The organism is Stenotrophomonas sp. YJH_SMC_46 (assembly GCF_059370315.1).
This window is the reverse complement of record NZ_JCAFTO010000001.1, coordinates 645,192-657,457: the sequence shown is the minus strand read 5'-3', so window position 1 is coordinate 657,457 and position 12,266 is coordinate 645,192. Positions and strand designations below refer to the sequence as shown.

Annotated in this window: 10 protein-coding genes; 9 read left to right on the top strand and 1 reads right to left on the bottom strand. The window is 67.3% G+C overall.

The genetic code is table 11. The features are described 5' to 3' along the window. The first annotated feature begins 97 nt into the window (after nt 1-97). The 5 genes from rpsF to zipA all read left to right on the top strand — a co-directional run bounded on the left by rpsF (nt 98) and on the right by zipA (nt 5,879). Nucleotides 98-535 (top strand): 30S ribosomal protein S6, encoded by a 438-nt coding sequence (gene rpsF / locus AC5P8C_RS03050; RefSeq protein WP_005410228.1) that lies wholly within the window; start codon nt 98-100, stop codon nt 533-535. Nucleotides 536-546: 11 nt separating this feature from the next. After that, a complete protein-coding gene (gene rpsR, locus AC5P8C_RS03045; RefSeq protein WP_002804494.1) occupies nt 547-777 on the top strand; it encodes a 30S ribosomal protein S18 in 231 nt (76 codons plus the stop codon). A 104-nt stretch (nt 778-881) separates the two neighbouring features. Next, nucleotides 882-1,331, top strand: coding sequence for a 50S ribosomal protein L9 (gene rplI / locus AC5P8C_RS03040; RefSeq protein ID WP_005410227.1), 450 nt, complete (start codon nt 882-884; stop codon nt 1,329-1,331). 260 nt (nt 1,332-1,591) lie between these two features. Continuing rightward, nucleotides 1,592-5,095, top strand: coding sequence for a chromosome segregation protein SMC (gene smc / locus AC5P8C_RS03035; RefSeq protein WP_019660369.1), 3,504 nt, complete (start codon nt 1,592-1,594; stop codon nt 5,093-5,095). Nucleotides 5,096-5,141: 46 nt separating this feature from the next. Beyond that, nucleotides 5,142-5,879 carry a cell division protein ZipA gene (gene zipA / locus AC5P8C_RS03030; protein WP_019660368.1) on the top strand — a complete coding sequence of 246 codons (738 nt, stop codon included), beginning with the start codon at nt 5,142-5,144 and terminating at the stop codon, nt 5,877-5,879. A 118-nt stretch (nt 5,880-5,997) separates the two neighbouring features. Here the strand turns inward: zipA and AC5P8C_RS03025 are convergent, their stop codons facing one another. After that, entirely contained in the window at nt 5,998-7,122 is a 1,125-nt protein-coding gene (locus AC5P8C_RS03025) for a pyridoxal phosphate-dependent aminotransferase (protein WP_171952804.1), read from the bottom strand. 280 nt (nt 7,123-7,402) lie between these two features. On the opposite strand from AC5P8C_RS03025, the gene ligA reads away from it, so the two are divergent. The 4 genes from ligA (at nt 7,403) to AC5P8C_RS03005 (ending at nt 12,230) form a co-directional block, all read left to right on the top strand. Then, nucleotides 7,403-9,874: an NAD-dependent DNA ligase LigA gene (ligA, locus tag AC5P8C_RS03020; protein WP_195670305.1), complete on the top strand. Its 2,472-nt coding sequence runs from the start codon at nt 7,403-7,405 to the stop codon at nt 9,872-9,874. A 47-nt stretch (nt 9,875-9,921) separates the two neighbouring features. Beyond that, nucleotides 9,922-10,407 (top strand): GNAT family N-acetyltransferase, encoded by a 486-nt coding sequence (locus AC5P8C_RS03015; RefSeq protein WP_495218333.1) that lies wholly within the window; start codon nt 9,922-9,924, stop codon nt 10,405-10,407. Beyond that, nucleotides 10,404-11,360 carry an EF-P lysine aminoacylase EpmA gene (gene epmA / locus AC5P8C_RS03010; RefSeq protein ID WP_495218332.1) on the top strand — a complete coding sequence of 319 codons (957 nt, stop codon included), beginning with the start codon at nt 10,404-10,406 and terminating at the stop codon, nt 11,358-11,360. Before AC5P8C_RS03015 ends, epmA begins: the two co-directional genes overlap by 4 nt. Before the next feature lie 141 nt (nt 11,361-11,501). Beyond that, the gene (locus tag AC5P8C_RS03005; protein ID WP_021202738.1) at nt 11,502-12,230 is read left to right on the top strand and encodes a DUF3011 domain-containing protein; all 729 of its coding nucleotides are present in this window, start codon (nt 11,502-11,504) and stop codon (nt 12,228-12,230) included. Nucleotides 12,231-12,266 lie beyond the last annotated feature (36 nt).

Here is a 12,266-nt window from a genome sequence, read left to right as displayed (position 1 = left end):
GCTTCCTGCCACCCTGGCGGGAACCCTTGCCCCACCGCGGTCTCAACGGCGGGGGGCTGTCCGGCCGCAAGGCCACATCCGAAAGGTAGAAAAAAACATGAGTCGTCATTACGAAATCGTGTTCATGGTCCACCCGGACCAGAGCGAGCAGGTCCCGGCCATGATCGAGCGCTACAAGTCGCTGGTCGAGAACGGCAACGGCACCATCCACCGTCTGGAAGACTGGGGCCGCCGCCAGCTGGCGTACCCGATCCAGAACCTGGTGAAGGCCCACTACGTGCTGATGAACATCGAAGCCGACCAGGCCGTTCTGAACGAACTGACCGAGAGCTTCCGCTTCAACGACGCCGTGCTGCGCAACCTGGTCATCAAGCGTGACGAGGCTGACACCGAGCAGTCGCTGATCATGAAGAGCAAGGACGAGAAGGGTGACAAGCCGGAGCGCGGTGAGCGCCGTCGTCGTGACGACGAAGAAGGCGAGTCCAACAACACCGCTGACAACGAAGCCGGCGACGACGCCGCTTCCGCCGCCTAAGGAGCCTTCCCATGTCCAAGTTCTTCCGTCGCCGCAAGTTCTGCAAGTTCACTGCTGAAGGTGTGAAGGAGATCGACTACAAGGATCTCAACACCCTGCGCCAGTACCTGACCGAGAACGGCAAGATCGTGCCGAGCCGCGTCACCGGTACCAAGTCGAAGTACCAGCGCCAGCTGGCGACCGCCGTCAAGCGCGCTCGCTTCCTGGCCCTGATCCCGTACACCGACAACCACGACGTCTGATGCAGGCGGGGCGGCCCGACGCCGCCCCCGCTGTGCCAGCTATTCGGACAGCCTTTGTTGCGGGGCGTTGCCTCGCTAACGAATAACTTATCTGGAGCAATACCATGCAGTTGATCCTCCTGCAGAAAGTCACCAACCTCGGCAACCTGGGCGACCTGGTTGATGTGAAGCCGGGCTACGGCCGTAACTTCCTCGTGCCGCAGGGCAAGGCCGTGCCGGCCACCGAGAGCAACAAGGCCGAGTTCGAAGCCAAGCGCGCCGAATACGAAGCCAAGGCCCAGGCCATCCACGCCGACGCTGAAGGCCGCAAGGCCAAGCTGGAAGGCGCGAGCGTGACCATCGCCGCCAACGCTTCGACCGAAGGCAAGCTGTACGGCTCGGTTGGCCCGCGCGACATCGCCGAGGCCTTCACCGCCGCCGGTCTGCCGCTGGAAAAGAGCGAAGTCATCCTGGGCGAAGGCGCCTTCCGCAACATCGGCGAATATGACGTGCTGGTCCACCTGCACGCCGACGTCGAGACCACCGTCAAGGTCGTCGTCGTCGCCGAAGCCTGATCCCACGCCGAAAGGCCTGGCATCACCGCAGAACGGGCGCCCGCAAGGGTGCCCGTTTTGTTTTATGGCTCCCGCTCCAGGGTGTCGAGGCCGGCCGGGCCGACGGGGCAGGGCTGGACAATATTCCACGTCCATTCGTAGAACACGGCCACATCGGTATACTCAGGGCGTCACACCCGTTCCACGGTCATCGATCCCAACAGGATCAATGACTTGGAGGGTAAACGCAGGCCGCTTGCCGGCCCCAGTCCGGAACCCCTATGCGTCTTTCCACGATCAAGCTGTCCGGCTTCAAATCGTTCGTCGATCCGACCACCCTGCACCTGCCGACCAACATGACCGGCGTGGTGGGGCCCAATGGTTGCGGCAAGTCGAACATCATCGACGCCGTGCGCTGGGTCATGGGCGAGAGCTCGGCCAGCCGCCTGCGTGGCGACTCGCTGACCGACGTGATCTTCTCCGGGTCCAATGCCCGCAAGCCGGTCTCGCAGGCCACGGTCGAGCTGATCTTCGACAACTCCGACCACACGATTTCCGGCGAGTACGCCTCGTTCAACGAAATCTCGGTCAAGCGCACGGTCAGCCGCGACGGCACCAGCAACTACTACCTCAACGGCACCAAGTGCCGTCGCCGCGACATCACCGATCTGTTCCTCGGCACCGGCCTGGGGCCGCGCAGCTACTCGATCATCGAGCAGGGCATGATCAGCCAGATCATCGAGGCACGCCCGGAAGACCTGCGCGTGTACCTGGAAGAGGCGGCCGGCATCTCCAAGTACAAGGAGCGCCGCAAGGAGACCGAGACCCGCATCCGCCACACCCGCGAGAACCTGGACCGGCTGGGCGACCTGCGCGACGAGATCAGCAAGCAGCTGGAGCACCTCAAGCGCCAGGCCAAGCAGGCCGAGCAGTACCAGGCCCTGCAGGAAGAGCGCCGGGTCAAGGACGCCGAGTGGAAGGCGCTGGAATTCCGCGGCCTCGACGGACGCCTGTCCAAGCTGCGCGAAGGATTGTCGCAGGAAGAAACGCGGCTGCAGCAGCTGATCGCCGACCAGCGTGATGCCGAAGCCCGCATCGAAACCTCGCGCGCGCGGCGCGAAGAGGCTGCCGACGCGCTCAACACCGCGCAGGCGGCGGTCTACCAGGTCGGCAGTACGCTGGCGCGCCTGGAACAGCAGATCCAGCACCAGCGCGAGTTGTCGCAGCGCCTGCACAAGGCACGCGATGAAACCCAGCAGGCCCTGGCCGAACTGGGGCAGCACATCAGCGGTGATGAGGCCAGGCTGAGGGTGCTGCGTGAGGCGGTGGAGGCCGCCACTCCGCAGCTGGAAGCACTGCAGGAAGAAAACGAGATCAAGCAGGAAAGCCTGCGCGAGGCCGAAGAGCGGCTGGCCAGCTGGCAGCAGCGCTGGGAACAGCACACCTCGCAGAGTTCGGAAGCCTCACGCGCCGGCGATGTCGAGCGCACGCGCGTGGACTATCTGGACAAGCAGATCCTCGATGCCGACAGGCGTCGTGAGGCCCTGGCCGCCGAGCGCGCCGGGCTGGATGTGGATGCGCTGGAAGAGGCCTTCGAGCAGCTGCACCTGCAACACGACACGCAGAAGGCTGCGCTGGATGAGCTGAGCGAAGACGTCGAGCTGCGCAAGCAGGGCGTGGCGGCGGTGCAGGAACAGCAGCGCAATGGCCAGAACGAACTGGCCGAACTGCGCAAGCAGGCCAACGGCCTGCGTGGCCGCCTGGCCTCGCTGGAGGCCCTGCAGCAGGCCGCGCTGGGCCAGGAGCAGGGCGCGGCAGTCGCGTGGCTGAAGGCGCGGGGGCTGGATTCTGCGGCGCGTGTCGGCGAGCGCCTCGACGTGGATGCCGGCTGGGAAAACGCGGTGGAAAGCGCGCTCGGCCACTTGATCGAAGGTGTGCTGGTCGATGACCCGGCCAGCCTGGTCGATGCCCTGGGTGAGCTCGGCGATGGTCACCTTGCGCTGGTCGCCAACGGCGATGACGAGCTGAAGGTCGCCCCGACCTCGCTGGCCGCGCGCGTGCGTGGTCCGGTGGCGATCCGTCGCCTGCTGGCACACCTGCATGCTGCCAAGGACCTTTCCGAAGCGAAGGCGTTGCAGGGCAGCCTGCCGGAAGGTGATTCGGTCATCACCCAGGGTGGCGAGCGCCTGGGCCAGGGCTGGCTGCGCGTATCGCGCTCCGGCGCGGCCCAGCAGGGTGCGCTGCTGCGCGAACGCGAGATCCAGGAGCTTCGCGAGCAGATCGAACAGCTGCAGGACCGCGAGGCCGAGCTGGAAGAACAGCTGGCCGGTTTCCGTGAGCAGCTGCACGCTGCCGAACAGCAGCGTGAAGACGCGCAGCGCGCGCTGTACCAGGCCCATCGTGCGGTCTCCGAACTGGCCGGCCAGTTGCAGGGCCAGCAGGGCAAGGTGGAGGCGGCGCGCACGCGCATCGACCGCATCGAAGGCGAGCTGAAGCAACTGCAGGAAACCATTGAAGCCAACAACGAGCAGGCGCGTGAAGCACGCTCGCGGTTGGAGAGTGCGGTCAGCAGCATGGGCGACCTGGAGTCGACCCGGCAGCGGCTGGAGGGCGAACGCCGCCAGCTGACCGAAGCCCGCGACCTGGCCCGCGATGCCGCCCGCGCGGTACGCGAGCGCGCGCATTCGTTGGCCCTGACTTTGGAATCGCAGCGGGCGCAGCTGGCCTCGTTGAGCCAGGCGCTGGAACGCATGGGCACCCAACGTGGACAGTTGGATTCGCGGCTGGGCGAACTGCATTCGCAGCTGGACGAAGGTGATTCGCCGATCGAAGCACTGCAGGCCGAGCACCAGAATGCGCTGGAAGAGCGTGTGCGCGCCGATCGCGTGCTGACCGAGGCGCGAACGCTGCTGGACGGCATCGACGCTGAGCTGCGCAATTACGAGCAGACCCGCCACCAGCGCGACGAGCAGGCGTTGGTCCAGCGCGAGCGCATTTCGCAGCGCAAGCTCGACCAGCAGGCGCTGGTGCTCAGTGCCGACACCCTGCAAGCGGCGGTGGAAAAGGCCGGCTTCGTGCTGCAGGACGTGCTCAACGCACTGCCCGAGGATGCCCGCCTGGGCGACTGGGAGCAGGCGGTCCACCAGATCGATGCTCGCATGCGCCGGCTGGAGCCGGTCAATCTGGCGGCCATCCACGAGTATGGCGAGGCGTCGCAGCGCTCGGACTACCTGGATTCGCAGCACGCCGACCTGACCACAGCGCTGGAAACCCTCGAAGATGCCATCCGCAAGATCGACCGCGAGACCCGCGGCCGCTTCAAGGACACTTTCGACCGCGTCAACGCCGGCGTGCAGGCGCTGTACCCGCGCCTGTTCGGTGGCGGCCACGCCTACCTGGAATTGACCGGTGAAGACCTGCTCGACACCGGCGTGACCATCATGGCGCGCCCGCCGGGCAAGCGCGTGTCCAGCATCTCGCTGCTGTCCGGCGGTGAGAAAGCGATGACCGCGGTGGCGCTGGTGTTCGCCATCTTCCAGCTGAATCCGGCGCCGTTCTGCCTGTTGGATGAGGTGGACGCACCGCTGGACGAAGCCAACGTCGGCCGCCTGGCCAACATGGTCAAGGAAATGAGCGAGAAGGTGCAGTTCCTGTTCGTCAGCCACAACAAGGCGACGATGGAGGCCGCGCACCAGCTGTCCGGCGTGACCATGCGTGAGCCAGGCGTCAGCCGCCTGGTCAGCGTGGACCTGGAAGAGGCCGCGCGATTGGCGGGCGCGGCCTGACGTGCCATCCTAGTTACCTGAATGAACTAGCCGGAGAACCTATCGAATGTCCGACACGGCACTGTTGCGCATCGGCATCCTGGCCGCCGGCCTGCTGTTGATCGCCGCGATCTTCCTGTTTGGCCGTCCGAAGAAAAAGCCCCAGGGGCGCCGCGTGGAAAGCGCGGAGCCCACCAGTGGCGAGCGCCGTGAGCCGGTGCTGGGCGACGACGGCGTCGCCGTGGCCGAGGGGCGCGTCGAACCGGGCATGGGCACGGAGGGCGAGCAGGCCGAACTCGGCCTGACCGATACCGACCCGGGCGCCAGCGACCTCGGCAAGCGCGCCACCCAGGATTTCGACAAGATCGTCTCGCTGTTCGTGGCCGCCCGGGCCGGCGAGCAGCTGCGTGGCGAGGACATCGTGGTGGCCGCAGAGAAGACCGGCCTGGTGTTCGGCCACATGAACGTGTTCCACCGCCTGGTGGAAGGCCACCCCGAACGCGGGCCGATCTTCTCGATGGCCAGCATCATGAAGCCGGGCAGCTTCGACATGGCCAACATCCGCGCCATGGAAACCCCGGCCATCGCATTCTTCCTGACGCTGCCGGCGCCGCTGACCGCGCTGGACGCCTGGGAGAAGATGCTGCCGACCGTGCAGCGCATGGCCGAGCTGCTCGATGGCGTGGTGCTGGATGACAGCCGCAACGCCCTGGGGCGCCAGCGCATCGCGCACATCCGTGACGAGCTGCGCGCCTACGACCGCCAGCACCAGGCACCGCCGCTGACCAAGACCCCGCGCTGGTGAGCGCCATGGTGTGCCGACCAACGGTCGGCACCCGCCCCGACCAACGGTCGGCACCCACAACAGTAGATGCACGCCATGCGTGGATGGGGCGAACCAAGGTTCGCCCCCACCAACAGGGTCAGGCCGGTACGCCGGCCACCTTGGCGAACGCACGGCGGAATGCGGCCATCTCCTCTTCGGTGCCGACCGTTACGCGCACGCGCTGCGGCCAGATCGGCCAGCTGCGCCCGATCACCACGCCGTTCTCCGCCATTGCCTTGGCGAACGCGCTGCCATCGCGCTGCACGTCGACTATGAAGCAGTTCGCCTCCGAGGGTACGCAGCTGAACCCGCGCTTGCCGAGCCAGGCGATGGTGGCCTGCCGCACCGTGGCGTTCTGCAGGCGCCGCTGGGGGATCAGCTGCGGGTCGCGCAGGCTGGCCAGTGCCGCCGCCAGCGCCGGAACCGGCAGCGGGTTGTCGCCCAGGCTGGCCAGTTCGCGCAGACGGTCGGGATGTGCGGCCGCCACGCCCAGGCGCAGGCCGGCCATGCCGTACAGCTTGGAAAACGTGCGCAGCACGATCAGGTCATCGCGCTGCGTCACCTGGGTGATCAGGCTGGGCTGATCGCTGTACTGCAGGTAGGCCTCGTCGACCAGCACGCGGGTCGATGCGGGCTTGTGGGCCAGCAGCCAGGCAAGCTCATCTGGCGGGCTGATCGACCCAGTCGGATTGTTCGGGTTGCACACATACAGCAGCCCGGTCGCGCGCGCGTGCGCGGCAGCGACCATCGCACGCAGGTCATGCGCACCGTCCTCGCGCAGCGGCACTTTCTGCACATGCGCACCGTGGGCGGCGGCGACCTCGCCGAGCGTCTCGAAGGTCGGGTCGGCTACTACAAGTCCCGCCTGCGGCCCGGTCCACAGCACGGCGGCACGGTTCAGCGGTTCGCTGGAACCCGGATAGAGGCGCACGTGATCAGCCGGGATGCGCGCCTGCTCGATGAAGGCATCGCGCACTTGGCCTGCCAGCGCGAAGCGGTAGCGACCGCATCCGGCGATGCTGTCGCGTGCTGCCTGCTGGGCTGCAGGCGAGGGGCCGTAGGGACATTCGTTGAAATTCAGCAGCACCGCACCTTCGGCGGGGGCGGGAGCGGCGGCTGTCGCCGGTTGGGTATGGCCAAGCTGCGGCAGCCCGCTGCCAGCGACGGCGAGGCCAGCACCGGCCAGTTGCAGGAAGCGTCGACGGGAAGCAGGCAGGGTCACGGGCACGATTCCGAAGGGCAGACCGTCGCACGCTAGCGCTGGTTGCGGTGGGCGGCAAGCCCGCTTTTTGTAGTGCCGAGCTACGCTCGGCTGCAGGTGTGCCAACCAAGGTTGGCACCTGCCGGGGCGGGGAGAAGGTCGGCACCTGCCGGGAGGGGAGAAGGTTGGCCACCAGGGCAGGGGAGCGGCCGTCGAGCATGGCGCGACGCTGCGAAGGCAGGGCGTTACAGGGCCTGACGGCCGGGCGCGGTAGAATCCCCGGCCATCCCAGAACCACCGGATCCCGATGAGTCCCAGCCCCGCCGAACGCGCCGACGACCTCCGCCGGCAGATCGCCCAGGCCAACCGCGCCTACCATGAGCTGGACGCGCCGGAGATCCCCGACGTCGATTACGACCGGTTGGTGCGCGAACTGGAAGCACTGGAGCGCGTACATCCTGAACTGGCCCGCGCCGACAGCCCGACCCAGCAGGTCGGTGCGCGTCCTTCCGGCCGCTTCGCCGAGGTGCGCCATGCTGTGCCGATGCTGTCGCTGTCCAATGCGTTCAGCGACGAGGAGGTGGCTGATTTCGTGCGCCGCATTGACGAGCGGCTGGGGCGTCGCAGCCTGCGGTTTTCGGCCGAGCCGAAGATGGACGGGCTGGCGATCAGCCTGCGCTACGAGGACGGTCATTTCGTGCTCGGCGCGACCCGTGGCGATGGCACGACCGGCGAGGACGTGACGGCCAATCTGCGCGAGATCGGCGACATTCCCAAGCGCCTGCACGGCAAGGACTGGCCGGATGTGCTGGAGGTGCGCGGCGAGGTGTACATGGCCCGCGCCGACTTCGAGGCCTACAACGAGCGTGCGCGCCTGCACGGTGGCAAGGTGCTGGCCAATCCGCGCAACGCGGCGGCCGGTTCGCTGCGCCAGCTCGACCCGAAGATCAGTGCGCAGCGCAGGTTGAGCTTCTTTGCCTACGGTACCGGTGAAGTGCAGGGCGGCGAGCTGCCCGATACCCATTCGGGCACCCTGGCCCAGCTCGGCGCCTGGGGCTTCCCGGTCAGCGAGCTGTGCAAGGTGGTGGAGGGCACTGATGGCCTGCTCGGCTACTACCGCGATATCGGTGAGCGCCGTGATCGCCTGCCGTTCGACATCGACGGCGTGGTCTACAAGCTGGATGACCGCGCCGGCCAGCAGGCCATGGGCTTCGTTTCGCGTGCGCCGCGCTGGGCCATCGCGCACAAGTTCCCGGCGCAGGAACAGAGCACGACGGTAGAGGCCATCGAGATCCAGATCGGCCGCACCGGTGCCGCAACACCGGTCGCGCGACTGGCACCGGTGGCCGTGGCCGGCGTGATCGTGTCCAACGCCACCCTGCACAACGCCGACCAGATCGCACGCCTGGATGTGCGCGTGGGCGACAGCGTGATCGTGCGCCGTGCCGGCGACGTGATCCCGGAAGTGGTCAGCGTCATCCTTGATCGCCGCCCACAGGGCACTATGCCGTGGCAGATGCCGACGCGCTGCCCGGTGTGCGGCTCGGAGATCGTGCGCGAGGAAGGGGCAGCAGCATGGCGCTGCTCGGGCGAACTGTCCTGCCCGGCGCAGCGCAAGGAAGCCATTGCCCATTTCGCCTCGCGTCGCGCGATGGACATCGATGGCCTGGGCGACAAGTACATCGAAACCCTGGTCGACGCCGGCATCGTCAGGAGCGTGGCCGACCTGTACCGGCTCAGTCGTGACCAGCTGCTGCACCTGAAGCTGGTGCTGGATGCGGAAGACCCGTCCGCACTGGCCGCTGCGCTGAAACCGCATCTGCCCGCCGAGGGCAGTGGCGCGGTACTCAACGCCGTGCTGAAGCTGGACGGCAGCGATCCGGGCTGGCGCGCGAAGGCGCTGGCACAGCCCGCCAGCTTCGAATGGAACACGAAGAAGATCGCCACCAAGTGGGCCGACAACCTGATCGCAGCAATCGACGCCAGTCGTGCCGCCACGCTGGAACGCCTGCTGTTCGCGCTCGGCATCGAACACGTTGGCGAGAGCACCGCCAAGGCCCTGGCGCAGTGGTTCGGCGACCTGGAACTGATCCGCCATCTGCCGTGGCCGCTGTTCAAGCGCGTGCCGGACATCGGTGGCGAAGTGGCGCGCTCGCTCGGTCACTTCTTCGAACAGCAGGGCAACCAGCAGGCCATCGATGACCTGCTGCAGGTCGGCCAGGTGCGCATCAGCGATGTACATGCCCCCAGTGCCAAGCTGCGCGAGGGACTGGACCTGGCGCAGCTGCTGGTCGAATCTGAGATCCCCGGCATCACCCGTCTACGCGCCGAAAAACTGGTGGCAGCGCTCCCGGGGGCACAGGCGGTGCTCGATGCCGAGCATGGCCAGTTCGTCAATGCCGGCTTGCCCGATGACACCGCGCGCGGACTGGGGGAGTGGCTCGATGCCGATGGCCATGGCGTGATGTTGCTGGCGGCCGAGAAGGCGATGCAGCAGATCCTGGCCAAGGCGCCGGCGCTGGCCGAGATCGTGGCGGGCCCGCTGGACGGGCAGACCGTTGTGCTCACTGGCACCCTGGCCCAGCTCACCCGCGATGTCGCCAAGGAGCGCCTGGAGGCGCTGGGCGCCAAGGTTTCCGGCAGCGTGTCGAAGAAAACCAGCTTCGTGGTCGCCGGCACCGAGGCCGGCTCCAAGCTGGACAAGGCGCAGTCGCTGGGCGTGCCGGTGTGGGACGAGGAACGCCTGCTGGCCTACCTTGCCGAACACGAATGACGATCCCGCCGGGTGCCGCGCCTGGCATGCAGCACAAAGGAACACCGATGCAGACCGCCCCACTGGATTTCCGCCTGGCCACCCGTGCCGACGAGGAATTGTTGATCACCTTGATGCGCGAGTTCTACGCCGAAGACAGGATCGACTTCGATGACGCGCGCGTGCGTCGCGGCGTGGACGCGCTGCTGGCCGATCCGCGCAATGGCGAAGTGCTGTTGTGGCTGGACGAGGCGGGCGAGGTGGTCGGCTACGCGGTGATCGCGATGGGCTTCAGCCTGGAACAGGGCGGCCACTTCATGCTGCTGGACGAGCTGTACCTGAGCCATCGCGCGCGTGGGCGTGGCCGCGGCAAGCAGGCGCTGACCATCTGCGAACAGCGCGCTCGCGGTCGTGGCGTCAGCCGCCTGCGCCTGGAAGTGAACCACCACAACGAACTGGCACGGCGCCTGTACCTGGCCAGCGGCTACATCGACGATACGCGCGATCTGCTGACCCTGCCGCTCGACCATCCGCGCCCGGAGGGCATCCTGTGAGCGAGGCCCTGCTGCGCGCGCTGCAGCAGCGCGCCGCGCTCAATGCGCTGGTGCGCCGCTTCTTTGCAGAGCGCGATGTGCTCGAGGTGGAGACGCCGATCCTGTCGGTCGCGGGCAACACCGAGCCGAACATCGACAGCTTCCATACCGACTTCACCGGCCATGTCGATGCCGGCGGACGCCGCCGCTGGCTGCGCACCTCGCCGGAGTATCCGCTCAAGCGCCTGCTGGCGGCGGGCGTGGGTGACTGCTACGAACTGGGCCGGGTGTTCCGCAATGGCGAGGCGGGCGGCCGCCACAATCCGGAATTCACCATGCTGGAGTGGTACCGGGTCGGTTGGGACCACCATCGCCTGGTGCAGGAAACCGCCGAGCTGGTTGGCCAGGCGCTGGCTCTGGTCGGGCGCAGTGCGACGCTGCGTGTGCTCAGCTACCGCGAGCTGTTCCAGCAGCATGTGGGCGTGGATCCGTTCGATGCTGATGAGGCCGCGCTGCGTGCCGCGCTGGGCGAGGTGCACATCGACCCGGTCGGGCTGACCCGCGATGACTGGCTGGACCTGTTGATGACCCATCGCATCCAGCCGCGCTTCGATGGCGATGTCATGACCGTGGTCCACGACTGGCCGGCCAGCCAGGCAGCATTGGCCCGCGTCCGCCCGGGCACGCCCCCGCTCGCCGAACGTTTCGAGCTGTACCTGGGCGCGGTGGAACTGGCCAACGGCTACCACGAACTGAACGACGCCGACGAGCAGCGCGCGCGCTTCCAGCGCGATCTGCAGCGCCGCCACGAGCGCGGCCAGGTGCTACCGGCCGTGGACGAGGCGCTGCTGTTGGCGCTGCCGTCGATGCCCGCCTGCGCCGGGGTGGCGGTGGGTGTCGACCGCCTGTTGATGGCGATGAACCGCACGCCGCGGATTGCTGATGTGCTGGCCTACGACTTTGCCCACGCGTGAGTGCGGCGCACGTTCCTGAACGTTGAAGACTGAACGGATTGCCGCGTTTCCGCGCTTGCTTCGGTAAGCGGGATGATGCTCTTATCACGGCAGATGCGGGACACTGGCATCGGAATTCGTCCACTCCTGTTGGGGAAGGCATTGGTCAAGTGGTTTGCGGTCGTGGCGGCACCGGTGTACTCCATCGCGCTTTGGGGTACTTGGCTGCCGTCATCGGCGTCGGCCCAGCAGGCAGGCTATGACGGCGAAGTGGTGACCTGCGAATCGCGCGACATGGGCTGGGTGCACTGCGATATCGATGTGGACAACGGCGTCGATCTGGTGCGCCAGCTGTCGAGCAACAGCTGCATCCGCGGCAGCGAGTGGGGCACCGACCGCAGCGGCGTGTGGGTCACCCTTGGCTGCCGCGCCGAATTCCGGGCGCGCCGTGCGCAGGGTGCGGCGCCTGCGGCAACGGAAGGCAAGCGCCTGGTGCGCCGCGTGGTGCGCTGCGAATCCAATGGCCGTCCGCAGAGTTGCCCGGTACGCCTGGATGGCGCGCCGGTGCGCCTGCTTCGCCAGTTGTCGGTGCTGCCGTGCCGCGAAGGCCAGGGATGGGGCTACAAGCGCAATGAAGTCTGGACCAGCCGTGGCTGCCAGGGCGATTTCGAGGTGGCCGACGAGGAGGGCCGCTTCGTCGATGTGCCGCGCCGCCTGACCTGCGAATCGAAGTCGAAGAAGCGCCGCTTCTGCGGCGCCAGCATCTCGGTGGGTGCTGTGGTCTCCGAGCAGCTGTCCAGCACGCCCTGCGAGGAAGGCAGCACCTGGGGCTGGAACCGCAACGGGATCTGGGTGGACGGCGGCTGCCGCGCCGAATTCTCGGTGAATTGAGCCGGGGCAGGCTCCAACCACGCGGGGCGTGGCCCT